22 protein-coding genes are annotated in these 23,800 nt (G+C 72.1%); 14 read left to right on the forward strand and 8 right to left on the reverse strand.

Annotated features, from left to right (window positions below):
* Nucleotides 1-127: 127 nt before the first annotated feature.
* Nucleotides 128-1,648 carry a M20/M25/M40 family metallo-hydrolase gene (locus AB0F81_RS40500; RefSeq protein ID WP_360207034.1) on the reverse strand — a complete coding sequence of 507 codons (1,521 nt, stop codon included), beginning with the start codon at nucleotides 1,646-1,648 and terminating at the stop codon, nucleotides 128-130.
* A 118-nt stretch (nucleotides 1,649-1,766) separates the two neighbouring features.
* On the opposite strand from AB0F81_RS40500, the gene AB0F81_RS40505 reads away from it, so the two are divergent.
* The 4 genes from AB0F81_RS40505 (at nucleotide 1,767) to AB0F81_RS40520 (ending at nucleotide 6,600) form a co-directional block, all read left to right on the forward strand.
* Nucleotides 1,767-3,224 (forward strand): ATP-binding protein, encoded by a 1,458-nt coding sequence (locus AB0F81_RS40505; protein ID WP_360207037.1) that lies wholly within the window; start codon nucleotides 1,767-1,769, stop codon nucleotides 3,222-3,224.
* A 115-nt stretch (nucleotides 3,225-3,339) separates the two neighbouring features.
* Entirely contained in the window at nucleotides 3,340-5,091 is a 1,752-nt protein-coding gene (locus tag AB0F81_RS40510) for a methyl-accepting chemotaxis protein (RefSeq protein ID WP_360207039.1), read from the forward strand.
* Between the two features lie 48 nt (nucleotides 5,092-5,139).
* Nucleotides 5,140-5,832 carry a phosphatase PAP2 family protein gene (locus tag AB0F81_RS40515; RefSeq protein WP_360207042.1) on the forward strand — a complete coding sequence of 231 codons (693 nt, stop codon included), beginning with the start codon at nucleotides 5,140-5,142 and terminating at the stop codon, nucleotides 5,830-5,832.
* Nucleotides 5,833-5,841: 9 nt separating this feature from the next.
* A complete protein-coding gene (locus AB0F81_RS40520) occupies nucleotides 5,842-6,600 on the forward strand; it encodes a phosphatase PAP2 family protein (protein WP_360207044.1) in 759 nt (252 codons plus the stop codon).
* Here AB0F81_RS40520 and AB0F81_RS40525 read toward each other — a convergent pair.
* Nucleotides 6,491-7,885, reverse strand: coding sequence for a sulfatase-like hydrolase/transferase (locus tag AB0F81_RS40525; RefSeq protein WP_360207047.1), 1,395 nt, complete (start codon nucleotides 7,883-7,885; stop codon nucleotides 6,491-6,493). The two genes, AB0F81_RS40520 and AB0F81_RS40525, sit on opposite strands and share 110 nt — an antisense overlap.
* Before the next feature lie 109 nt (nucleotides 7,886-7,994).
* Here AB0F81_RS40525 and AB0F81_RS40530 point away from each other — a divergent pair, with 109 nt between their 5' ends.
* Nucleotides 7,995-8,633, forward strand: a complete 639-nt coding sequence (locus tag AB0F81_RS40530) for a VOC family protein (RefSeq protein WP_360207050.1) — start codon at nucleotides 7,995-7,997, stop codon at nucleotides 8,631-8,633.
* A 50-nt stretch (nucleotides 8,634-8,683) separates the two neighbouring features.
* Here the strand turns inward: AB0F81_RS40530 and aceB are convergent, their stop codons facing one another.
* Nucleotides 8,684-10,309 carry a malate synthase A gene (gene aceB / locus AB0F81_RS40535; protein ID WP_360207053.1) on the reverse strand — a complete coding sequence of 542 codons (1,626 nt, stop codon included), beginning with the start codon at nucleotides 10,307-10,309 and terminating at the stop codon, nucleotides 8,684-8,686.
* Nucleotides 10,310-10,329: 20 nt separating this feature from the next.
* Nucleotides 10,330-11,616: an isocitrate lyase gene (aceA, locus tag AB0F81_RS40540; protein ID WP_360207057.1), complete on the reverse strand. Its 1,287-nt coding sequence runs from the start codon at nucleotides 11,614-11,616 to the stop codon at nucleotides 10,330-10,332.
* A gap of 128 nt (nucleotides 11,617-11,744) precedes the next feature.
* Between aceA and AB0F81_RS40545 the strand changes: the two genes are divergently transcribed.
* Entirely contained in the window at nucleotides 11,745-13,196 is a 1,452-nt protein-coding gene (locus tag AB0F81_RS40545) for a helix-turn-helix domain-containing protein (protein WP_360207059.1), read from the forward strand.
* A 29-nt stretch (nucleotides 13,197-13,225) separates the two neighbouring features.
* Here the strand turns inward: AB0F81_RS40545 and AB0F81_RS40550 are convergent, their stop codons facing one another.
* A complete protein-coding gene (locus AB0F81_RS40550) occupies nucleotides 13,226-13,900 on the reverse strand; it encodes an SGNH/GDSL hydrolase family protein (RefSeq protein WP_360207062.1) in 675 nt (224 codons plus the stop codon).
* Between the two features lie 50 nt (nucleotides 13,901-13,950).
* Between AB0F81_RS40550 and AB0F81_RS40555 the strand changes: the two genes are divergently transcribed.
* From AB0F81_RS40555 to AB0F81_RS40570, 4 genes are all read left to right on the forward strand, one after another.
* Nucleotides 13,951-14,571, forward strand: a complete 621-nt coding sequence (locus AB0F81_RS40555; RefSeq protein WP_360207065.1) for a TetR/AcrR family transcriptional regulator — start codon at nucleotides 13,951-13,953, stop codon at nucleotides 14,569-14,571.
* A 78-nt stretch (nucleotides 14,572-14,649) separates the two neighbouring features.
* Nucleotides 14,650-15,417 (forward strand): lytic polysaccharide monooxygenase, encoded by a 768-nt coding sequence (locus tag AB0F81_RS40560; protein WP_360207068.1) that lies wholly within the window; start codon nucleotides 14,650-14,652, stop codon nucleotides 15,415-15,417.
* Nucleotides 15,402-15,983 (forward strand): DUF305 domain-containing protein, encoded by a 582-nt coding sequence (locus AB0F81_RS40565; protein ID WP_360207071.1) that lies wholly within the window; start codon nucleotides 15,402-15,404, stop codon nucleotides 15,981-15,983. Before AB0F81_RS40560 ends, AB0F81_RS40565 begins: the two co-directional genes overlap by 16 nt.
* Nucleotides 15,984-15,999: 16 nt before the next feature.
* Nucleotides 16,000-16,524 carry a GNAT family N-acetyltransferase gene (locus AB0F81_RS40570; protein WP_360207073.1) on the forward strand — a complete coding sequence of 175 codons (525 nt, stop codon included), beginning with the start codon at nucleotides 16,000-16,002 and terminating at the stop codon, nucleotides 16,522-16,524.
* 7 nt (nucleotides 16,525-16,531) lie between these two features.
* Here the strand turns inward: AB0F81_RS40570 and AB0F81_RS40575 are convergent, their stop codons facing one another.
* Nucleotides 16,532-17,461, reverse strand: a complete 930-nt coding sequence (locus AB0F81_RS40575; RefSeq protein ID WP_360207075.1) for a LysR substrate-binding domain-containing protein — start codon at nucleotides 17,459-17,461, stop codon at nucleotides 16,532-16,534.
* Between the two features lie 70 nt (nucleotides 17,462-17,531).
* Between AB0F81_RS40575 and AB0F81_RS40580 the strand changes: the two genes are divergently transcribed.
* Nucleotides 17,532-18,410, forward strand: coding sequence for a DMT family transporter (locus tag AB0F81_RS40580; RefSeq protein WP_360207078.1), 879 nt, complete (start codon nucleotides 17,532-17,534; stop codon nucleotides 18,408-18,410).
* Nucleotides 18,411-18,646: 236 nt separating this feature from the next.
* Nucleotides 18,647-19,657, forward strand: a complete 1,011-nt coding sequence (locus AB0F81_RS40585; RefSeq protein ID WP_360207081.1) for a sulfotransferase — start codon at nucleotides 18,647-18,649, stop codon at nucleotides 19,655-19,657.
* Nucleotides 19,658-19,682: 25 nt separating this feature from the next.
* Here the strand turns inward: AB0F81_RS40585 and AB0F81_RS40590 are convergent, their stop codons facing one another.
* A complete protein-coding gene (locus AB0F81_RS40590; RefSeq protein ID WP_360207084.1) occupies nucleotides 19,683-20,321 on the reverse strand; it encodes a response regulator transcription factor in 639 nt (212 codons plus the stop codon).
* Nucleotides 20,322-20,334: 13 nt separating this feature from the next.
* Nucleotides 20,335-21,492, reverse strand: a complete 1,158-nt coding sequence (locus AB0F81_RS40595) for a histidine kinase (RefSeq protein WP_360207087.1) — start codon at nucleotides 21,490-21,492, stop codon at nucleotides 20,335-20,337.
* A 152-nt stretch (nucleotides 21,493-21,644) separates the two neighbouring features.
* On the opposite strand from AB0F81_RS40595, the gene AB0F81_RS40600 reads away from it, so the two are divergent.
* Both AB0F81_RS40600 and AB0F81_RS40605 read left to right on the forward strand, forming a co-directional pair.
* Entirely contained in the window at nucleotides 21,645-22,412 is a 768-nt protein-coding gene (locus AB0F81_RS40600; RefSeq protein WP_360207090.1) for an ABC transporter ATP-binding protein, read from the forward strand.
* Nucleotides 22,409-23,800, forward strand: a 1,392-nt coding sequence (locus tag AB0F81_RS40605; protein WP_360207093.1) for an ABC transporter permease, incomplete at its 3' end; no start/stop codon positions are given. The genes AB0F81_RS40600 and AB0F81_RS40605, both read left to right, overlap by 4 nt.

Here is a 23,800-nt window from a genome sequence, read left to right on the forward strand (position 1 = left end):
AAAAGCCCAAACAGCCCCCCAAACACTATATCCCCCTCAATTCCTCCCCCCGCCGGTCCCCCGGCGGCCGGGGGGGGCCCGCCCGCCGCGCGGGGCGCCACGGGGGGCGCCCCGCGCGGGGAACGGATCAGCGGATCGCGTGTGATCCGCCCTGCTGCGCGCCGGCCGCGACCTTCGCCGCCGCGGGCGCCGGGGTCTCGAACGACGCCCGGGTGAGCGCGAGCGAGTAGACGCCGTGGGCGGCCGCGTCGCCGAGCTCGCTCAGCGAGCGCTTGCTGAGGTTGCGGATGTCGTCGCAGGCCTCGTGGTAGCACGGGTCGTACGGCTCGCCGGCGGTGCCGCCGTACTCGGCCGCCTGCTCGGCGGTCTTGACGCCCTCGGCGCCGCTGAACAGGCCGCCGGCCGGGATGCCGACCGCGATGAACGGGCCGTAGTCGGAGCGGCCGTTGAACTCGGTCGGGTCGCTGGCCAGGCCCTGACCGGCGAAGTAGTCGGTGAACACCTTCTCGATCTCGCCGGAGCCGGCCGGGCCCGCGGTGCCGCCGGTGTCCGAGCCGTCGCCGTCGTAGACGAACCGCACGTAGTTCGGCGAGCCGACCATGTCGAAGTTCAGGTTGGCGAAGATGGTGTCCTGCTGCGCCTCGCTGAGCTGGGCCACGTAGTGCTCGGAGCCGAGCAGCCCGGCCTCCTCGGCGCCCCAGAAGGCGAACCGCAGCTGCTGCCGCGGCTTGATCTTCAGCTTCGCGATCTGCTCGGCGATCTCCAGGATGGTGGCGGAGCCGCTGCCGTTGTCGTTGATGCCGGGCCCGGTGGCGACCGAGTCGAGGTGGGCGCCGACCACGAGCACCCGGTCCGGGTCGCCGCCGCGGCTGTCCGCGATGATGTTGCTGGTCTCGGCGCCCGCCCGGTTCTCGGTGCTGGTCTGCACCCGGACCGTCACGGTCCCCGCCTCGGCGGCCGCGTCGAGCGCGCTGCCGTCGGCGAAGCTCAGGCCCACCACCGGAACGGTGACCGGCCCGCCCAGGGTGCCGGTGAGCAGCTCCTGGCGGCCCGGCTGGCCCTCGTTGAAGATGATCACCGCGTCGTAGCCGGCGGCCTGCGCGTTCTGCGCCTTCACCGCGAAGTCGCAGCCACCACGCTGGACCAGCGCGATCTGCGGCGCGGTCGCCGACGCCGGGGCGAAGTCGGCCGCTGCGCAGCCGGCGGTCGAGCTGGGCTCCGCGGTGGGCGGCAGCACGTTGTTCAGCGCCGGGACCACCTGACCGGTCACGTCGCCGCTGCCGGAGTAGTCGAAGGTGTGCGTCTCGTACGCCGGGCCGGCCGGGGACACCCGGGTGAGCTGGGCGGGCGCGAGCTCACGGTAGAACGGGAAGGTGAACTTCTGCTCGGTGACCCGGTAACCGGCGCGGCGCAGGACGCTCTTCACGTAGGCGGCGCTGGCGTCGTAGCCGGGCGTGCCGGAGGCGCGGGTGTCCTCGTTCCGGTCGGCGATCCGCTGGAACGCGTGCAGGTGCTCCATGACGCCGGGCACGGTCACCGCCGCGCGGAGCCGCTTGCTGCTGTTGCCGTGGTACCCGCCCGCGCTCGCCGGTTGTGGGGCGAGGGTGACCAGCAGAGTTGCGATGACGGGGATGGCCAGTTTGCGCAACGAAACTCCTCTGTATGACAACTGTGGCATCGAGGTTGATCAACGGCCGACATTAGCCGAGCGGCGTCGCCGTGTCACTCTTGGTGTGTCGCAGGTGGGTTGCAGGGCGGAGGAGAGCATGTCCGAGGCGAGCTTCGCACGGCCGCGCAGCGAGATTTTCGAGTACGCCGGGGCGACCATCGAAATGGTGGACGTGACCACTCTGCTCGCGGCCGCCCGGGTCAATCCGGTGGAGTTGCTGCGCCGTGCGACCTGGCCGGCGCCGGTGCAGCGGGTGGATCTGACGGTTGCCGGCGCCGACGACCCGGCCGGCCCGGTGCACGTGTTCACCGCGCTGATCAGCGCCCGCGCCGAGCCGATGTCCACCGAGCGGATGCGCAAGCTGGTGCTCGGCCAGGATCCGCTCGGCGTGCTGCTGGCGAAACGGATCGCGGCCGGGGACCCGGTGGCCACCAAGATCGTGGACGGGGTGGGAACGGCGGCCGCGGCCGCGTACCGGAAATTGGGTCTTGATCGGACTGCCGGGCCGGCGGCCGGGCGCGAACCCGGTGTGCTGGCCGACGCCGCCGTGGGTTTGCAGGCGACCTTGACCTATGCGGACGACGGCACGGTGGCCCGGCTGGAGGCGCGGGTGCCACGCGACGAGGTCGGCGCGGACCACCTGCGTGCCTTCGTCACGCTGACCCTGCAGGCGGTGATCGAGCTGACCGGCCCGGACGAGCTGCGCGGCCGGCGCTTCGTGATCAGCCGGGAGTCGCTGCCCAAGGTGCCGGTGACCACCCAGGCGGTCACCCTGGACATGGTCGGCGGGCTCGCCGACGTCGTCAGCGAGCTGCGCCAGATCGCGATCTCCTTCCGGCACCCCGAGGCGATGGCGCGCTGGGGCGCGCGCCGGCCGCAGGGCATCCTGATGTACGGGCCGCCCGGCACCGGCAAGACCATGCTGTCCCGAGCTCTGGCCAACGAGATCGGCGCCGACTTCCGGGAGATCCGCACCCCGGAGATCCTGGACAAGTGGCTCGGCGGCTCGGAGCGCAACATCAAGCAGATCTTCCGCGACGCCCGCCGTTACCGGGTGCCGACGCTGATGCTCTTCGACGAGTTCGACTCGATCGTCAGTTACGCGGGCGCCGGCGGTGACGCGGCCAGCCAGGCGCTGAACGCCGTGGCCGGCATCTTCAAGCAGGAGATGAACGACCTGATCGAGGCGAACCCGAACGTCATCGTGGTGGCCACCACGAACTTCCCGCACCGGGTGGACGAGTCGCTGATCCGCTCCGGCCGGTTCGACGTCAAGATCAGCGTGCCGAAACCGGACGAGGTGAGCCGCGCCGAGATCTTCCGCAAGATGATCCGCGGGCTGATCGCGGCGCACGAGAACCCGGGCTTCCGGATGTTCGCCGACGACCTCGACCCGGCCGCGCTCGGTGTCGCCAGCACCGGCATGACCGGCGCCGACATCAAGGAGGTGCTGCGCCGGGTGCAGCTGGCCAAGGCCATGCAGGAGGCGCGCACCGGCCAGGCCGAGCCGATCAGCCAGCAGGAACTGCTCGAGGCGGTCCGTAACCTGCGATAGCCGGGCGGCCGAAGTGATGTCCCGCGCCCGCCGGTGACCCCGTCGGTACGGCATCGCCGGGGCGAGCGGGGAACCGCGGCCTCAGCGATGGCCCGGCCGCGCCGAACGTAACCATGTGGGACGGGCGGAGCTGTTCGCCGCGGTGCGGCGCGGTGACCTGCTGCCCGTGCTCGGGCTGGTGGCGCTCATGCTGATCATGCTGGGCGTTCCGGTCTACCTGGTCACCATGTCCGCCTTCGACCGGCTGGAACGCTCCGAGCTGGGCCGGGAGGGCGAGGAGCTGCGGGTCGCGCTCAGTGCCCAGGCGCAGCGCCTCATCGACTTCGGCATGACCAACTCGATCTGGACCGCCCTCTACCGGGACGTGGCCGGCGGCGACACCCGGCAGTTCCGCATCGACCTGCCCCCGGCGATCCTGCACGACCAGTACGGCATCACCGCGGCCGTCGGCGTCGACCGCACCGGCCGGATCCGGGTCGGCGGAGCCATCGACGGCGCCGGGTACGCCCCGATGCCGGCCCCGCTCGACGACCCCGCGACGCTGCGTGGCTACTTCCGTGACGGCGCCGAGCCGGGCGCCGCGCACTGCGGGCTGACCAGCGTGACCGGCGTACCCACCGAGTTCTGCGGCTTCCCGGTCTATCAGGACGAGGGCGCCGGCACCCCCAACGGCGCGCTGCTGCTCTTCCGCACCCTGGACCGGGCCGGCCTCGCCGCCATCGCCGGGCAGACCGACGACACCATCGCGCTGCGGCCGGCGCCCCGCTCCGGCGCCCAGGTGCTGCGCGAGCTGGACAGCAAGTTCGGCGCGATCACGATCTCCACCACGGCCGTCGGCGACGAGATGGCGATCGCCTGCACGATCACCGGCGTGGACGGGGTGCCGGTCACCTTCGAGTCGCTCAACCAGCGCCGGATCCGCGGACAGGCGCACGAGACCCTGCTCCAGCTCGCCGCGGTGGTGCTGCTGGCGGTCGGCCTGACCGGGGCGCTGATCGTGATGGCTCAGCGGCGCGCGGTCCGCCGGCAGGTGCAGCCACTGCGCCGGACCACCGAGAAGATCATGAAGTCCGGCGATCTGGCGCTGCGGGTGCCGCCGGCCGGCAATCCGGACATCGACGCGGTCGGCGGGGCGATCAACGACATGCTGGGCGCGCTGGACCGCCACGCGGCCGAACTGGCCGACATGCGTACCCGGCAGGAACGCGAGCGCGAGGAACAGGTCCGGGAACGGCAGTGGCAGCGCGACGAGACGCTGCGCCTGGCGCAGGCGAGGTCCGACCAGATCATCGGGGGAGTGGCGTACCAGCTGGGGGACGCGGTGCGCGGCGTCGACGCGGTCCGCGCCTCGGTGCACGACATCAACGCCGGAGCCGGCACCGCGCACGCCGCCACCGAGCAGATGGCCGAGCACGCCGCCCAGGCCGACCGGGCCGCGGAGGCGCTCACCGTCAGCCTGCCGGCCACCCGCGACCTGGTCGCGCTGATCGCGTCGATCGCCGGGCAGACCCGGATGCTCGCCCTCAACGCCACCATCGAGGCGGCCCGCGCCGGGCCGGCCGGGCTGGGCTTCGCGGTGGTCGCCGACGAGGTGCGCAAGCTCGCCGACGACACCGCCGAGTCCGCCGAGCGGATCACCGCGACACTCGGCATGCTGACCACCACCGCCACCGACGTGTCCGGCGCGGTCGCCACCATGACCGACACGATCGCGAGCGTCCGGGTGGCGATCGGGCAGGTGCGCACGGTCGCCGGCGAGCAGCAGGACACCATTCAGAGCCTGGTCGATCAGGTACGCCACGCGATCGGGCAGATCAACGAGCTGGGCCACGGCGACCCGCGGCGGGCGGGCGCCGGGCACCCCTGACCGGGCCCACAGGTGCTTCGCAGGCGGCCTGTGGGGTAATAGGCCGCCATGCGGCCCGACCAGGAAACCACCCTCGAGGTACGAACCACCGCGGCGGCCCTGGCGGCCCCTCTCCTGCTGGTTCCGTTCGCACTGATCGCCGCCCTGGTCGCGGTCCGCTACGAGCCGCTGCACGAGTTCGACCTGCGGGTCACCGACCACCTGCACCGGTTCGCCGTCACCCACCCCGGCTGGGCGGACGCGATGCAGTGGTGGAGCCTGATCTTCCACCCGACCACCTGGCGGATTGCGGCCGCGCTGCTGGTCGTCTGGCTGTGGCGGCGGCACGCCCGGGGGCTGGCCGTGTGGGCGGGCGCCACGATGGCGGCGGGTGCGCTGCTCGGCGTACTCCTGAAGCTGCTCTTCGGAAGGCACCGCCCGGACCTGCTGGATCCGGTGGCGCAAGCCACCGGATATGCGTTCCCCTCCGGCCACGCGCTGACCAACGCGCTCGGCGCGGCGGTCTTCCTGATGGTGCTGCTGCCGCTGGTGCGTGACCGGCCGCTCGCCAAGGCCGCACTGTGGACGGCCGGTGTGGTGATTCCGCTGGTCACCGCGTTCACCCGGGTCGGTCTCGGTGTGCACTGGACCAGCGACGTGGTGGCTGGGCTGCTCCTCGGCGTCGCGCTGGTCGCGCTGACCTCCCTCGCCCTCCAGCGCCGGGTGAGCCGGCGCCGTGTCGCGCAGAGCGTGTCTGGGTAGAGAGCGGGCGTGCTGACCGTAGCCGCTCAAACCCTGAAACGGGTCGTGCTGCCGATCGCAGCCCTGCTGCTGTTCATGATCGGCCTCGGGGTTCTGCTGACCCGGGCCGCCACCCATCTGTGGCCACTGACCATCGAGGACTCGGTGAACCGGGAACTCGCCGGCGACCGCACGGAAACCCTCGACGACGTCTCGCACCTGGTCAGCGGAATCGCCGACACGCCACGGATCATCGGCGTGACGGCGGTCGCCGCGCTGGTCCTCTGGCTGGTGCTGCGGCGCTGGCGCGAGCCGCTCTTCCTGTGCCTGGCGGTCACCGCGCAGGCGCTGGTCTTCTACTTCACCACGCTGGCGATCGACCGGCCCCGGCCGGCCGTGCAGCGCCTCGACGAGTCGCCGCCCACCTCCAGCTTCCCGTCCGGGCACACCTCGGCAGCGGTCGCCCTCTACCTTGGCCTCGCGCTGCTGCTCGCCGGGCTGGCCCGGCACACCTGGGTGAAGGCGCTGTGCTGGGCGCTGATCCTGGTGCCGCTCGGGGTGGCGCTGTCCCGGATGTACCGGGGCATGCACCACCCGAGCGACGTGGTCGCCGCCTTCATCAACGGGGTGACCTGCGTGATCGTCATGTCACGCGCGCTGCTGGACCGGATCCGGGGGATCAGTAGCGCAACTGGGGGGCGTCGATCTCTTCCCAGCGTGCCCGCAGCTCGGCGACGAGCTGCGGGTGCTTGGCGGCCAGGTTGGCCTGCTCGCGCGGGTCGGTCGTGAGGTCGTAGAGGGCGTCCCCGCCGGTCGCGCTCAGCCGCAGGTACTTCCACTTGCCGCGGCGCAGGGCGCGGTTGGCGCGGGTCCGCCAGAACAGGTCCCGCTCCGGCGCCGGCGTGCCGCGCAGCAGATAGCCGGCCAGGCTGGCGCCGTCGAGCGGATAGTCCGGGTGCGGCTCGGCCCCGGCGATCTCCAGCAGGGTGGCCGTCCAGTCGTGGGTGACCACCGGGACGTTGCTGACCTGCCCGCCGCGGATGCGGGCCGGCCAGCGCAGGATCGTCGGCACCCGGATGCCGCCCTCGCTGAGGCTCGCCTTGTTGCCGGAGAGCGGCCAGTTGTACGAGAACCGCTCGCCGCCGTTGTCGCTCTGGAACACCACCAGGGTGTCGCGCTCCTGGCCGGTGTCGCGCAGCGCGGCGAGCACCTGACCGATGCGCCGGTCCAGGTTCTCCACCATCTTCCGGTAGGTCTCCAGCGACCCGCCGTCCCGGTGGAAGAGGGCCTGCCCGTCGCCGGCCTTGATCCGAGCGGTGATCTCCTCGCTGACCGCGCGGTCGCCGGGCGCCTCCCACGGCCAGTGCGGGCTGGTGAAGTTCAGGTTCAGCAGCCACGGCTTCGGGTGGCGGCGGCGCACGAACTCCTCGGCCCGGTCGGCGAGGACGTCGGTGTAGTAGCGGCCGTCGTTCTCGGCCGGGGTTTCGCCCTCGTAGAGGTCGTAGCCGTCGAGGGTGTACTTCGAGTAGTAGTCGACACCACCGGAGTAGTTGCCGAAGAACTCGTCCCAGCCGACCCGCAGCGGGCTGAAGTGCGGCAGGAAACCGCCGTGCCACTTGCCGATCAGGGCGGTGGCGTAACCGGCCTGCTTCAGCAGCGAGGCCAGCGTCGGGTGCGAGGCCGGGATGCCGTCCCGCTCGTTCACGCTGCCGATCGGCTCGGGCAGGCCGCCCGGGGTGCGGCCCGGGTAGCGGCCGGTGTAGAAGGCGACCCGGGTGGGGGAGCACACCGCGCCGGAGGAGTAGCCGTCGGTGAACCGCACGCCGCCCCGGGCCAGCCGGTCCAGGTTCGGCGTCGCGATGGTCGGCGACCCGTAGCTGCTCAGGTCCGCCCAGCCCAGGTCGTCGGCGAGGATGAACAGGATGTTCGGGCGCTTCGAGTTGCCCGGCTTCGCCTGGAACGGGCGCTCGTCGCTCGCGCCGGCGAAGGCGGGCTCGGCGGTCAGTGCGGTCGCGGCGGCGGCGCCGGCGAGAGCGCCGAAAACACCGCGCCGGGTGGTTCCACGGTCGGTCACGTCATCTCCAGTGGATCGAGGGGTGCGCGCCGACAATATCCATAGGTCCGATAGGAATGAAGGGCTTGCCCGGATCGTGGGCACGACGGGGATGCGCCAGCATGGAGGCATGACGAAGCTGAGTGCACAGGAGATCGCCGACCAGGCGCCGGCGGGGTGGATCTATCTGCTCGGGCAACTGCGGACCCGGCTGCGGACCCGGGACTTCGCGACCGGGCTGGCGCTGGTGAACGGGATCGGCGCGGCGGCCGAGGCGGCGAACCACCACCCCGACCTGGACCTGCGGTACACGTTCGTCGACGTGTCCCTGGTCAGCCATGACGTGGGGGCGGTGACCGGCCGGGACCTGCGGCTGGCGGCGACGATCAGCGCGCTGGCTGGGGAGGCGGGCGTGACACCGGACGCGACCGGGCTGGCCCGGCTGGAGCTGGCGCTGGACAGCCCGGACCACCCGAAGATTCTGCCGTTCTGGCAGGCCGTGCTGGGCTTCGAGAAGAAGAGCGACGAGCTGGTGGACCCGTCCGGGGTGCTGCCGACGCTCTGGTTCCAGCCGTCCGGCGGCGACGAGCCGCGCCAGCACTGGCACCCGGACCTCTGGATCGACCCGGCCGAGGTGCCGGCCCGCATCGACGCGGCGATCGCGGCCGGCGGCACGCTGGTCAGCGACGCGGACGCGCCGAACTTCTGGGTGCTGGCCGACCCGGAGGGCAACAAGGTCTGCCTCTGCACCTGGCAACCGAAAGGCTGAGCACACGACGAGGCGGGGTGGCCCGAGCCACCCCGCCTCACCTCACCGCGTCAGGCCGCGACAGGAGCCTGATCGGTGACCGGAGCCGTGCACCCACCGGCCAGGTGCCGAAGGTAGGCCGGCAGGGTCAGGAACTCCGGGCAGGTCCGCTCGGTGAGCAGGACCACGAGCAGGGTCCGCGCCTGGCCGAAGCAGCGTGCCGCTTCCTCGTCCAGCGCGCCCGTCTCACTGAGCACGTCCAGCTCCTCGCGCAGCATCCGGCTGACCAGGGCGGCGGTCACCGGCACGCCGTAGTCGGTCGGCGTGCCCGAGGAGATCCACTGCCAGAGCTGCGCGCGGCAGATCTCGGCGGTGGCGGCGTCCTCCATCAGCCCGCCCAGCGCGACCGCGCCGCGCCCGCCCAGCCAGGCGGCGATGTAGCGCAGCGCCACGCTGCAGTTGTTGCGCAGCGCCACCTCGCTGACCGAGACGTCGGAGGACTTGATGTCCAGCAGGTCGGAGGCGGTGACCCGCACGTCGTCGCGCTTGCGCACGATCTGGTGCGGCTCGTCGCCGAGCCACTGGTCGAACACCTCACGGCAGGTCTCGACCAGGCCCGGGTGCGCCACCCAGGAGCCGTCGAAGCCGTCGCCGACCTCGCGCCGCTTGTCCTGGCGGACCTGGTTGAGCGCCCGCTTCGCGGCCACCGGGTCGCGGCTCGGCACGACCGCGGCCATCCCGCCGATCGCGTGGGCGCCGCGCTTGTGGCAGGTCTTGACCAGCAGTTCGGTGTACGCCCGCATGAACGGCGCGGTCATCGTGACCTGGGACCGCTCGGGCAGCACCACGTCCGGCCGGTTCTTGATCATGCTGAACAGGTAGTCCCAGCGGCCCGCGTTGAGTCCGGCCGAGTGCTCACGCAGCTCGTAGAGGATCTCCTCCATCTCGAACGCCGCGTTGATCGTCTCGATCAGCACGGTGGCCCGGATGGTGCCGCGCGGGATGCCCAGGTATTCCTGCGCGTAGACGAAGACGTCGTTCCAGAGGCGGGCCTCCAGGTGCGACTCCAGCTTCGGCAGGTAGAAGTACGGTCCGCTGCCCCGGTCGATCTGCTTCTGCCCGCAGTGGAACAGGTAGAGACCGAAGTCGAACAGCGAGGCCGAGACGGCCCGGCCGCCGATCCGCAGGTGACACTCCGGCAGGTGCCAGCCACGCGGCCGCACCATGATGGTCGGCACCTGGTCGCCGATCTCGTACCGGCGGCCGTCGGCCGCGGTGAAATCGAGCGTGCCGTCCAGGGCGTCGCGCAGGTTCAGCTGGCCGAGGATCACGTTGTCCCAGGTGGGCGACGTGGCGTCCTCGAAGTCGGCCATCCAGACCTTCGCGCCGGAGTTGAGCGCGTTGATGGTCATCTTGCGCTCCGGCGGACCGGTGATCTCCACCCGCCGGTCCGCGAGGTCCGGCGCAGCCGGGGCGACCTGCCACGACAGGTCGTCCCGGATGTGCTGGGTGGAGGGCAGGAAGTCCAGGTCGGTGGTGCGGGTGGCCCGGCGGCGCCGGCGGCGCTCCAGCAGCTGCACCCGCCGGGCGCCGAACTCGCGGTCAAGCGCCACGATGAACTCGACAGCCTCGGGAGTCAGGATCTCGGAGTAACGGCCGGCGGTCGTACCGGTGATGGTGATCTCTTCGGCGCCCATGTCGTCCTACCCGTCTTCCCTTAGAACTGCTCGGCTTCGGTGGAACCGGAGAGCGCGGTGGTGGAGCTCTCCGGGTTGAGGGCGGTGGAGACGGCGTCGAAGTAGCCGGTGCCGACCTCGGCCTGGTGCTTGGTGGCGGTGTAACCGTCGGCCTCGGCCGCGAACTCGGCCTCCTGCAGCTTCACGTACGCCGTCATGCCGGTCTCGGCGTAGCCCTTGGCCAGCTCGAACATCGAGTGGTTGAGAGCGTGGAAGCCCGCGAGGGTGACGAACTGGAACTTGTAGCCCATCGCGCCGAGCTCCTTCTGGAACCGGGCGATGTCGGCGTCGTCCAGGTTGCGCTTCCAGTTGAACGACGGCGAGCAGTTGTAGGCGAGCATCTTGCCCGGGTGCTTCGCGTGCACGGCCTCGGCGAACCGCTTCGCGAACTCCAGGTCCGGCTTGCCGGTCTCGACCCAGAGCAGGTCGGCGTAGTCGGCGTAGGCGACACCGCGGGCGATCGCCGACTCCTCGCCGGGACGCACCCGGAAGAAGCCCTCGGCGGTGCGCTCACCGGTCAGGAACGGCTTGTCGCGCTCGTCCACGTCGGTGGTCAGCAGGTCCGCCGCGAGGGCGTCGGTACGGGCGATCACCAGGGTGGGCACGCCGGCCACGTCGGCCGCCAGGCGGGCGGCGTTCAGCGTACGGATGTGCTGCTGGGTCGGGATGAGCACCTTGCCGCCCAGGTGGCCGCACTTCTTCTCGCTGGCGAGCTGGTCCTCCCAGTGCACGCCCGCGGCGCCGGCCGCGATCATGGCCTTCATCAGCTCGAACGCGTTCAGCGGGCCACCGAAGCCGGCCTCCGCGTCGGCGACGATCGGGGCGAACCAGTCGCGCTCGTACTTGCCGTTCGAGGTGTCGATCTGGTCGGCGCGGATCAGCGCGTTGTTGATCCGGCGGACCACCGCGGGCACCGAGTTCGCCGGGTAGAGCGACTGGTCCGGGTAGGTGTGGCCGGAGAGGTTCGCGTCCGCCGCGACCTGCCAGCCGGACAGGTAGATCGCCTTCAGGCCGGCGCGCACCATCTGGGTCGCCTGGCCGCCGCTCAGCGCGCCGAGCGCGTTGATGTAGTCCTCGGTGTGCAGCAGCTCCCAGAGCTTGGCCGCGCCCCGCTCGGCGAGGGTGTGCCGCTCCTGGAGGGTGCCCCGCAGCTTCACGACGTCCTGCGCGGTGTAGTCGCGCTTGACGCCGGTCCAACGGGGGTCGCCGGCCCATTCCCGAGTGAGGTCCGCAGCGGTACCGCCCCTGGTTTCGGTCAGCTCAGTCATCGAAAGATCCCTTTCCTGCCCTGTCGCGTTCTTCCGGGTGGAAGAACTTCACTCTCACCGACCACACAAGCCCCTTTGAAGGGCTCTGTGAGGAGAAGAAGTGCAGAATTTCTGTTACGTTGAAACACGTGACCGCTTCGCTTTCCCCCGAGCCCGCTGTCGACCTCGTGACGCTGGGGCAGCGCCTGCGCCACCTGCGGCGCACCCGTGGCATGACGCTCGACCAGCTCAGCGACGCCGTCGGGCGGGCGCCGTCCCAGCTGTCGCTGATCGAGAACGGGAAGCGGGAACCCAAGCTCTCCGTGCTGCAGGCGATCGCGAGCGCGCTGGGCGTACCGATGCAGGATCTTCTGCGCCCGGAGGCGCCGAGCCGGCGTGCCGGCCTGGAGATCGACCTGGCGCACTTCCAGCAGAGCCCGGCCTATCTGGCGCTCGGCCTGCCGGCCGTGCGCGCCGGCCGGCGCCTGCCGGCCGACGCCCTGGAGTCGCTGATCGGCCTGCACCGCGAGCTCAACCGGCTGCACACCGAGCAGAGCGCGACCCCCGAGGTGGCCCGGCGCGCCAACGCGCAGCTGCGCGCCGACATGCGCCGGCGCAACAACTACTTCGCCGAGATCGAGCAGGCCGCCGCGCAGGTGCTGCAATCGGTACGGCACACGACCGGCCCCCTGTCGCAGCGCGGGATCCTGGACATCGCGGCGCAGATCGGGTTCAGCCTGCACTACGTGAACGACCTGCCCAGTTCGACGCGGTCGGTCACCGATCTGAAGAACCGGCGGATCTATCTGCCGCAGGTCGCCAGCGGCAAGGGGCACGACCCGCGGGCCGTGGTGCTGCAGACGCTCGGGCACTTCGTGCTCGGCCACAACGACCCGGCCGACTACGGCGACTTCCTGCGGCAGCGGGTCGAGGTGAACTACTTCGCGGCGGCGCTGCTGATGCCGGAGAAGTTCGCCGTCGACTTCCTCAGCGAGGCGAAAGCCGACCGGGCGCTGGCCATCGACGACTTCCGCGACGCGTTCGGGGTGTCCTACGAGACGGCCGCGCACCGGTTCACCAACCTGGCCACCGAGCACTTCGGCATCCCGGTGCACTTCGCGCGGGTGCACGAGAGCGGCATCGTCTACAAGGCGTATGAGAACGACAACGTGCGCTTCCCGTCCGACGTGACCGGGGCGATCGAGGGGCAGCCGGTGTGCCGCAAGTGGGCGTCCCGCACGGTTTTCGAGGCCGACGACCCGTATTCGTCGTTCTACCAGTTCACCGACACGGTCGCCGGGACGTACTGGTGCACGGTGCACGTCGAGGCGACCAGCTCAGGGTTGTTCTCGGTCACCGTCGGCACGCCCTATGAGCATGCCCGCTGGTTCCGCGGCGGCGATGTCACCGGCCGGACGGTGTCCAGCTGCCCCGACCCCGACTGCTGCCGCCGACCACCGGCTGACCTGGTGAACCGCTGGGCGGGAAACGCCTGGCCGAGTGCGCGGGTGCACTCGCACCTGCTGGCGGCCTTGCCACCCGGCACCTTCCCGGGCGTCGACAACCGCGACGTCTACGACTTCCTGGACCGGCGCGCCTGAGCCGCTGAGCGCGTTGCCGGCTGCGGGTGTCAGCGGGTGAGCAGGTCGGCGGCTTGGGCGGCGAGCAGGCGGCCCCACACCCGGTAGGCGGGCGGCGCCGGGTGGAAGCCGTCCGGCGCGAAGAGGCCGGGGCGGTCCATCGGCAGTTGGCCGACCGGCAGGTGATGGGTGGCCGGCAGCTGCTGGGCCAGCGCTCCCAGCCGCCCGTCCAGGCGGCGGGCGTGGCTGCCGAGGACGAACCTGAGCGGGGCGGGCAGGGCGGGAAAGCGGTGCACCGGCGGCAGGCCGGCCAGCAGGATCGGCACCGGCTCGCCCAGATGCGCGCGGATGGCGGTGATCAGCCGGGCCACGTCACGCCGGAACACCGCGGGGCGGCGCAGCCGGGTGGTGTCGTTGACGCCCACGACGACGAGGACCACCTCGGGCCGCCAGTCGCCGGCCGGGTCGGTCAGGCCGGGCAGCAGGGACAGCGGCGCGGTCCGTGCGGTGGCTCCGCCGCGGGCGCTCACCCGCCAGGACACCGCCCGCCCGGTGAGGGCGGCGAGCGCCGAGGCCATCTGCCCGGCCAGTGCGGAAGCGTGGTCGGGCGCCCCGAACCCCGCCGCCGACGAATCGCCCAGGATCGCCAGGCGCAGCGCCGGGCCGGGGCCGGGCGTCTCGCCGAACACGTCGCCGCCGGCCGGTTCCACCCTCGGGATGCGCACGATCAGCCTCCATAACACTCGTTATGAATAACACCCGTTATGGTAGGCGGGTGAGGACGCCAGGTCGAGACCCCCGCGCGGAACTCGTCGAGGCCGGCGCCCGGGTCCTCGCGGAGGAGGGGCCGCGAGCCCTGTCCGCGCGGTCGTTGGCCCGGGCCGCCGGGACCTCGACGATGGCGGTGTACACGCACTTCGGCGGCATGCCGGCCGTGGTCCGGGCGATCATTCAGGAGGGGTTCGCCCGGCTCGCCGCCGAACTCGCCACGGTGCCGTCCACCGACGACCCGGTCGCCGACTGTGTGGCGCTGGGCCTCGCCTACCGGCGGGCGGCCCACCGCGAGCCGCACCTGTACCGGGCGATGTTCGGCTTCGAGCTCACCGAGGAGGATCGGGCGGTCGGCCTCTCCACGCTGCGGGTCGCCCGGGATCTGATGCCGCGCTGCATCGAGGCCGGACGTTTCCAGGCGGCCGATCCGTGGGTGCTCACCCGGCAGGCGTGGTGTCTGGTGCACGGGCTGGTCAGCCTGGAGCTGGCCGGCTTCTACGCCGGGCTTCCGGCTGGGGACGCCGAGTTCGTCCGCTATCTCGAAGCGTTCGCCGTCGGCGCGGGCGACACCCCGGAGCGCGCGGCGGAGTCGGCCGCCCGGGCCTGTGCCCTCAGCCGACCCTAAAGAATCCTTAACAGTATTTACTGTTAACACCCTTTAATTTACGTTGGTGAACACGTCGTCCCCTAAGGAGCAACCTTCATGAGGCGTAGGTTCACCCTTCCGGCGCTGACCGTCGCGGCGGTCACCGGTTCCCTCTTCGTGGCCGTCTCCCCGGCGTCCGCGCACGGTTACATCTCGTCCCCGCCCAGCCGGCAGGCCAACTGTGCCAGCGGCGCCGTCTCCGGCTGCGGGGACATCGTCTACGAGCCGCAGAGCGTCGAACAGCCCAAGGGCTCGAAGCAGTGCAACGGAGGCGGCAGCCGTTTCACTGTGCTCAACGACAACAGCAAGAGCTGGCCGGCCGCGTCGGTCGGGCAGAATGTCACCTTCAACTGGGTGCTCACCGCGCGGCACTCCACGGCGACGTGGGAGTACTTCATCGGTGACACGCTGCTGGCGTCGTTCAACGACGGCGGCGCGCAGCCGGGCGCGACCAAGTCGCACACGGTCAACATGAAGGGCTTCAGCGGCCGGCAGACGGTGCTCGCCCGGTGGAACATCTCGGACACGGTCAACGCGTTCTACTCCTGCGTGGACCTGAACATCGGCGGCGGGACCACCAACCCGACGCCGACGCCGACGGCCACCAGCAGCCCGACGCCGAGCCCGACCGCGACGACCCGGCCGCCGACGCCGACGCCGACCGCGACGACCAACCCCGGTGCCACCACGTGGGCGGCGGGGACGGCGTACAAGGTCGGTGACCGGGTGACGTACAACGGCCGGTCGTACCAGTGCCGGCAGGCTCACACCGCGATCGGCGGCTGGGAGCCCCCGTACGTCGCGGCGCTGTGGACCGCTCTGTAACAGGTGCGGGCGGCCCGGTTCGCCGGGCCGCCCTGGCCCTGTTCCTGCTGGTGCTGGTGGCCGCGGGCTGCGCCGAACCGGCGGCCGCGCCGGAACCCGCTCACAACCAGACCGACGTGATGTTCCTGCAGATGGGCCTCGCGCAGATCGCCGAGGGTCAGCAGGTGGCCGCTGTCGCCGAGGAGCGCGCGGTCAACCCCGAGATCCGTACGGTCGCGGCGGAACTGCTCGCCCAGTGGCGCACCGAGAGCAGCACCATGCAGCGCTGGCTGCTCGCCTGGCAGCAGCCGCTCGGCGCCGACCCGTCGGCGGGCGTGCACGCCGGGCACGGCGACCTGCACTCGCTGCGGGAGGAGGACGTGGCGGCCCTGCGCGCCGCCCAGGGCGCGGACTTCGACCGGACCGCGGTGGCGCTGCTGCTCGGCACCCTGCACAACGGCATGGAGACGATGCGGATGGAGAGCGCGGGTGGCGCGTACCCTCCGGCTGTCGACCTGGCCACCCGGATGGCCGAGGCGCGGCAGGCGCAGGTCCAGCGCCTGCTGGCGCTCGCCTCTGGCGGCTGACCGGTACGGTCGGCGCATGCCCGAGTTGATCGCCCCGACCACGCGCCTGCATGCCGCCTGGATCGACTCGCACGACGAGTGGGGCCGCGGCGTCCACCAGCCCGGCTCCGGCCTGCGTGCCGGCGACGACGTGGACTCGCCGGCCGGTTTCGCCGCCTGGGTGGCCCGGCTGCTGATCGAGGAGGACACCGCGATCCCGGCCGAGGACGGGCTGGTGCACTGCAGCTACCGGTGGGTGGTGGACGGCGACCGCCTGCTCGGGACGATCTCGCTGCGGCACCAGCTCAACGAGTGGCTGCTGGAGGTGGGCGGCAACATCGGTTACGGCATCCGCCCGTCCGAGCGGCGCCGCGGGCTGGCCCGGTTCGCCCTCCGCGAGATGCTGGCCGAGGCCCGCCGCATCGGCCTCGACCGGGTCATGATCAGCTGCGATGTGGACAATCCCGCGTCGGCCCGCACGATCGAGAGTTGCGGCGGGGTCCTGGAGGACGTCCGGGACACCTCGATCGGGCTGATCCGGCGTTACTGGATCGCCCTGTGAGCGATGGTCAGCCGGTGGTCAGGGGAGTCGCGGGCAGTGCGGTGACGGTCTCGTGCAACGTCCGCAGCAGGGCGTCCACCAGCGGGTTCGGGCGCCGTCGGCGGGCCGTGGCGACCCCGACGTAGCGGCAGGGGCCGGGCGGGGCGAGCCGGGCAGCCGTCAGTCCACTGTGGTCGGCGGTCAGCGCCACCTCGGGGATCATGCTGATCCCGAGGCCGGCCCGCACCAGTGACTGGGCGAACTGGTAGTCGGTGCCCCGGCAGGCGGTGCGCACCTGGTAGCCGGCCATCGCCGCGTAGTGGTCGAGCAGGTCACCGACGATCATGCAGCCGTGCACCCAGCGCTCGGCGGCGAGTTCGGCGACGGTGACGCTGGTGCGCCCGGCCAGGCGATGACCGGCCGGCAGCACGATCCACATCGGATCCTCCAGCAGCGGCGCCCAGGTCAGGCCGGAGCGGTCGCCGGGGCGGACCGGTGGGGGCCCGTCGAAGTGGTAGGCCAGCGCCAGATCGGCGGCGCCGGTGCGGACCAGCGGCAGGCTGTCCTCGGGCTCGCTCTCGATGACCGTGAGCTCGACGCCGGGATGCTCGGCGGTGAACCGGGTGAGCGCCGGCGGCAGCAGGCGCTGGCCGCCGCTGGTGAAGGTGGCCACGGTGAGCCGCTCGGTGCGCGCGGTGGCCAGCTGCGCGATCTCGCGCTCGGCGCAGAGCAGCTCGGCGGCGATCGCCTCGGCGGTCTCGACGAGCACCCGCCCGGCGTCGGTGAGCTCGACGCCGCGGGTGCTGCGCCGCACCACCGGGGTGCCGGTGGCCCGCTCCAGGGCGCTGATCTGCTGGGAGACCGCGGACGGGGTGAGCCGCAGCCGGGCGGCGGCCCGGTTGAAGCTGCCCTCGCGGGCGACCTCGGCCAGCACCTGCAGGCGACGAGAGTCGATCATCAGTTTTCCTTAACACGACATCAGCAAGTGACCGCTACCGCTTACGACTGTACGGCGCGAGGCTGAACCCGTGAATCGTCTCGCCTGGCTTCTCTTCGTCGCCGTCTCGGTGCTCTGGGGCATCCCCTACTTCCTGATCAAAATCGCGATCGAGGATCTGTCGCCGGTGTTCGTGGTCGCCGGCCGGACCGCGATCGCGGCCGCGGTGCTGATCCCGATCGCGGCGGCGCTGGGCACCCTCAAGACCCTGCGCGGCCGCTGGCGGGTGGTGACCCTGATCGCGATGGTGCACATCGTCGGGCCGTTCCTGCTGATCACCTACGGCGAGCAGCACATCTCGTCGTCGCTGACCGGGATCCTGATCGCGGTCGAGCCGGTGGTGATCGCGCTGCTGCTGTCGCGGACCGAACCGCTGACCCCGATCCGGGTGACCGGCCTGGTCCTCGGCTTCGCCGGGGTGGTCGTGCTGGTCGGCCTGGACGTCTCCGGCGACCGGTACGGCCTGCTCGGCGCCGGCATGGTGCTGCTGGCCGCGATCAGCTACGCGGTGGCGACGATGCTCGTGCAGCGCCGGGCCGCCGGGATCCCGCCGGAGGCGCTGACCGTCGGCACCACCGCGATCACCACCGTGGTGCTGCTGCCGTTCAGCCTCCTGGCGCTGCCGTCCGGTCCGGTACGGGCGAGCTCGTGGGCGGCGCTGGCGGTCCTCGGCGTCTTCTGCACGGCGCTGGCCCTGCTGGCCTTCTACCGGCTGATCGGGCTGGCTGGCTCGAACCGGGCCGGCCTGGTGACCTACGTCAACCCGGTGGTCGCGGTGCTGCTCGGCGTGGCGCTGCTGAACGAGTCGATCGAGGTGGCGACGATCGCCGGTTTCGCGTTGATCGTCGCGGGCTGCTGGCTCTCCACCCGGCCGGTGGCGGCCTTGGACAAGCGGCCTAGCCTGGTATGAGCCGTCGCCCGTGGTGCCGGACCGGTCACTGTCCGGTCCGGCCCGCGGGCTGTTGGACTCCGGTGCCCAAGATTGCCAGAAAACTCACAGGTTTAAGACAGCGCCCGCGTCTTGGCTGTACAGACTTTTTGCGGAATCTTTTCGGAGTCTTCAAGATCTATGCGAAGGCGCCGAGAGGAGCGACATGACGATATGGGGGCGGACAAACCCAGTGGATCTCTTTTACGGTGGTCGGCATGCCCAGTGACCGCCCGATCTTCGTCGTCGGCTGCCCTCGCTCCGGCACGACGATGTTGCAGTTGATGCTCCACGCGCACCCTCGCATCGCGTTGCCGCCGGAGACCCGCTTCCTGCTCGCCGGCTGGCAGCAGCGTGCGGAGTTCGGCGACCTGAACGACGCCGCCAACCGGCGGTCGCTGGCCGAGTTCATCGTCAAGTCGGCCCAGTTCAACGACCTCGGGCTGGAGCACGAGCCGGTCATCGACGCGATCGTCGCCGGCCCGCCGACGCTGGGCTCGGCGTTCGGCATCGTCTTCAGGATGTACGCGGAGCGCTTCGGCAAGCCCCGCTGGGGCGACAAGCGCCCGATGTACCTGCGGTACCTGCCGGCGATCCTGAAGCTGTTCCCGGACGCGCAGATCATCAACATCATGCGTGACGGCCGGGACTGCGTGGCGTCGCTGAAGGAGACCCCGTGGAAGCCCGGTGAGTTCGACACGCTGATCGACTTCTGGAAGAAGTCGGCGGAGGCGTCGCTGATCGCGTCCCGGCTCTACCGCAAGGACGTCTACCACATGGTCCGCTACGAGGACCTGGTCGCCGACCCGGAGCCGCACCTGCGGAAGATCTGCGCCTTCCTCGAGGAGGAGTACGACCCGGCCATGAAGGCGCCGAACAAGCTGGCCTCGGTCGCCGTGCCGGAGTACAAGACCTGGCACACCCTGACCCACAAGGCGCCCACCACCGAGCGGATCGCGAGCTGGCGCAAGCGGCTCACCGATGACGAGATCCGTCAGTGCGAGGACTCGTTCGGCGAGCTGCTGCCCCACTTCGGGTACGAGCCGTCGATCCCGATACCGCGCAGCGTCCGGATGCGCAACGACGCGACCCAGCTCGCCAAGAAGCGGCTCGGCCCGGCCAAGCGCGCCGTCACCGGCCTGCTGTCGCAGGTGCGCCGGCAGGAGCCGCCGAAGCCCTCCGAGCCGCCGGTCGCGGCCCGGCTCACCAGCCGGCAGCTCGCCGGCTGACGTCACGTCCCGGGGCGGGGAGCGGTCAGCCCACCAGGCGCCGCTCCCACGCCCACGCGGCGATCTCCACCCGGTTGCGGGTGTCCAGCTTGGCGTGGACGCTGCCCAGGTGCGTCTTCACCGTGCCGACCGAGATGAACAGCTCGGCGGCGATCTCCGCGTTGGTCAGCCCGCGGGCGGTCAGCCGGACCACCTCCAGCTCGCGCGGCGACAGGCCGCCGTCCTCCGCCGGCTGCGCCGGCGCCGACAGGTGCTGCAGCAGACGTACGGTGACCGACGGGCTGATCAGCGCGTCCCCGGAGGCGGCCGCGCGCACCGCCTCGATGAGCAGGGCCGGGCCGGCGTCCTTGAGCAGGAAGCCCACGGCCCCGTTGCGCAGTGCCTGATGCACGTACTCGTCGAGGTCGAATGTGGTGACCACGACGACCTTCACCGGGTCGGCGACGCCGGGGCCGGCGAGCAGCCGCAGCGCCTGCAGCCCGTCCATCTTCGGCATCCGGATGTCCATCAGCGCCACGTCCGGGCGCAGCCGGCGGGCCTGCTCGACCGCCTCCACGCCGTCCGCGGCCTCCCCGACGACCTCCATGTCCGGTTGCGCACCGATGATCATGCCGAAGCCGGTGCGGACCATTGCCTGGTCGTCGGCGACGAGTACCCGGATCAAGAATCACTCCATGTCAGAGGTGGGAGTTCAGGGGCAGGACGACGTCGACGACCCAGCCGCCGTCCACGCCGGGGCCGGTCGTGATCTGCCCGCCCACCGCGCGGACCCGCTCGGCCAGCCCGGCCAGACCGTAACCCGGACGGTCGCGCGGCGTGGCCGGCCGGGGTGGGGGTCCGTCGTTCGCGACCCGCAGCAGCAGGTGGTCCGGGGTGCGCCGCAGCCACACGTCGACGGCGGTGGCGGCCGGGGCGTGCTGGCGCGCGTTGGTCAGCGCCTCCATCACCACCCGGTAGGCCGAGGTCGACACCTCCACCGGAAGCCCGGCGGTCTCCCCGTCCACGTGCAGCCGCGCGGGCGGGCCGCCGGCCGCGGTGAACTGCTCGGTCAGCGCCTCCAGATCGGGCACCCCGGCGACCGGGGCCAGCGGCGCGTCCGGCTGCGACTCCGGGTCGCGCAGCACACCGACCATCCGCCGCATCGACGCCATCGTCTCGGCGCCGGCCTGCTCGATCTGTTCGAGGGCGAGCAGCACCCGTTTCGGGTCCTGCTCGGCGATGAACCGGGCGCCCTGGGCCTGCACCACGATCCCGGTGACGTGGTGCGCGATGAAGTCGTGCAGGTCGCGGGCGAACTCGGCGCGCTGCTCGGTGCGGACCGTGTCCAGGGCCCGCTGCCGGTTGCCCTCCAGCGTCCGCAGGTACACCCCGACGCCGATGGCGGCCGCGCCGGCGAGGGCCTGCAACAGGGCGAACGTGAGATAGGTCGGCGGGTCGCCGGAGCGCAGCGGCAGCACCGCCACAGCCAGCAGCAGGGCGCCGCAGGCCGCGGTCGCCCAGCGGGCCCGGCCCCGGCGGGCGACCACCATGAGGACCCCGAGCAGGGCCGCCGACTCGGCCAGACCCCAGGTGCCGCCCTCGTTGCTGCTCGCGGCCACCACCACGGTCAGCAGCAGCGACTGCGCGGCCAGGCCCAGCGCCACCTGCGGCAGGCGCCGGGACTCGGGGCGGTGCACCGGCAGCCAGACCCCGGCCGCGGCGACCGCCGCCGCGATCTGCCAGAGCCCCAGGTCGCGGCCGGCCAGCATGCCGCTCTGCACGTCGATCAGGCCGAGCAGGGCCAGCGCGCCGAGCGCGGTGAGCTGGCCGAGACGGAGCAGCGTGCGGTTCATCATCGTGACCCAGCGTAGGCGGCGTACCGGGTGCCCCCATCGGCCGAAAGGCAGAGTCGCCGGCCGCGGGCCCCGACGCCGGGCCGATGTGCCGGGTTGCCCGGATCGATCAGGATCCGTCTGTCAACACGCTTACTGGCGAGCTGGGAGCTCTCATGCAGACGCAGTCATCACCCCTGTCGGATCGCGACGCCCTGGCGGCAGTCGCGGCCGTGGACCTGGTGAAGGTGTACGGCACCGGCGACACCGCGGTCCGCGCGCTCGACGGGGTGACCGTCGGCTTCGACCGCGGCCGGTTCACCGCCATCATGGGCCCGTCCGGCTCCGGCAAGTCCACGCTGATGCACTGCCTCGCCGGGCTGGACACCGCCACCTCCGGCCAGGTGCTGCTGGGCGGCACCGACCTGACCCGCCAGCCGGACAAGGTGCTCACCAAGGCCCGGCGGGAGCGGATCGGCTTCGTCTTCCAGTCGTTCAACCTGCTGCCGCAGCTCACCGCGGCCGCCAACATCACGCTGCCGCTGGACCTGGCCGGCCGCAAGCCGGACCGCGAGCTGTACGACCGGCTGGTCACCACGCTCGGCCTGACCGGACGGCTCAACCACCTGCCCAGCGAGCTCTCCGGTGGCCAGCAGCAGCGGGTCGCGCTGGCCCGGGCGCTGGTCTCCCGCCCCGAGGTGATCTTCGCGGACGAGCCGACCGGCAACCTCGACTCCCGGTCCGGCGCCGAGGTGCTCGGCCTGCTGCGCGACTCGGCGCGCGACCTGGGCCAGACCATCGTCATGGTCACCCACGACCCGGGCGCGGCGGCGTACGCCCACCGGGTCGTGCTGCTGGCCGACGGGCGGCTGGCCGGGGAGATCCACAACCCGGACATCGCCGCGGTCACCGACGCCCTGCAGTCGCTGGCGGCCGCCCGATGAGCGTTGTCCTGCGCACCCAGCTCGCCGGGGTGACCCGGCGCCCGGCCCGGCTGCTGCTCACCGGACTGGCGGTGCTGGTCGCCTCGTTCGTGGTCTACGCGACCGTGCTCGCCCAGCAGATCACCGAGCGCAGCGTGCTCAACGGGCTGAGCGGCACCCCGGAGGCGGTCGACCTGGTGGTCCGCAACGGGGTGGTCACGACCGGGCAGCTCGCCGAGATCCAGGAGTTGCCCGGGGTGGCCGAGGCGGTCGGGCGCACCGAGGCCGGCGGCCAGCACGGCGCCGACTACCTGGCGGTCATCGCCGACCCGGGCAGCGGCCCGCTGAGCCTGGTGACGATGCGGGAGGGCCACTTCCCGGCCGGGCCGGGCGAGATCGTGGTGACGCCGCGCACCGTCGAGCGGATGGGGCTGACCGTCGGCTCCACCGCCGTGGTCGACAACGGCAAGCCGGTCCCGCTGCGGGTGGTCGGGGTGGCCGAGACCCGCGACGACTACGGGTACATGGCGTACGCGCCGATCGGCACGGTGACCGCGCTGGCCGGCGGGGACGCCCTCACCCAGATCGACGTGCGGCTCGACGCCGGCGCGGACGCCACGGCCCTGCACGAGCGGCTGGTCGCCCTGACCGCGGGCGCCGAGGCGCCGGAGGTGGCGACCGGGGCGGACGTCCGGCTCGCCGAGGCCCGCGAGGCGGCCGGCGAGATCGACCAGGTCTTCGCCGTGGTCGCGATGTTCGTCGCGATCGCCGTGGCGGCCGCCGGCCTGATCGCCGCCTCCACGTTCCGGATCGTCTTCGCGCAGCGGATGCGCCAGCTCGCCCTGCTCCGGGCGATCGGCGCCGGCCGGGCCCCGGTGGCCCGGGCACTGGCCGCCGAGGGGCTGCTGATCGGCCTGGTCACCGGCGTCACCGGCACGCTCGCCGCGCTCGCCGCCGGCCACCTGGTCCCGCCCCTGCTCGGCGCCTTCGGGTGGAAGGTGTCGTCGCCCGGGTTCCCGCTCGCGCCGGCTGCCGCAACGGTCGCTCTGGCCGTACTGATCACGGTTCTGGCGGTGCTGGCCCCGGCGCTGTCGGCCTCCCGGGTGGCGCCGCTGGAGGCGCTGCGCGCCGCCGCGTCGAGCGGCGCGCGGCGCGGCATCGGCGGGTTGCGCTGGGCGGCCGGCCTGCTCTTCGCCGCCGCGGCGGCGGCGGTCGCCGCGTTCGTCGTGGTCAACCTGCCCGGTGCGAATCCGGAGGACTACGACCCGACGCCGATGCTGATGGCCGTGGTCGTCTCCGGCGGCCTCGCCTTCATCGCGCTGATCGCGCTCGGCCCGGCCCTGGTACGCCCGGTGCTCGCCGTGACCGGCTGGCCGCTGCGCCGGCTCGGCCCGGTCGGCCGGCTCGCC

Source organism: Actinoplanes sp. NPDC024001 (genome assembly GCF_040638955.1).
GTDB lineage: Bacteria > Actinomycetota > Actinomycetes > Mycobacteriales > Micromonosporaceae > Actinoplanes.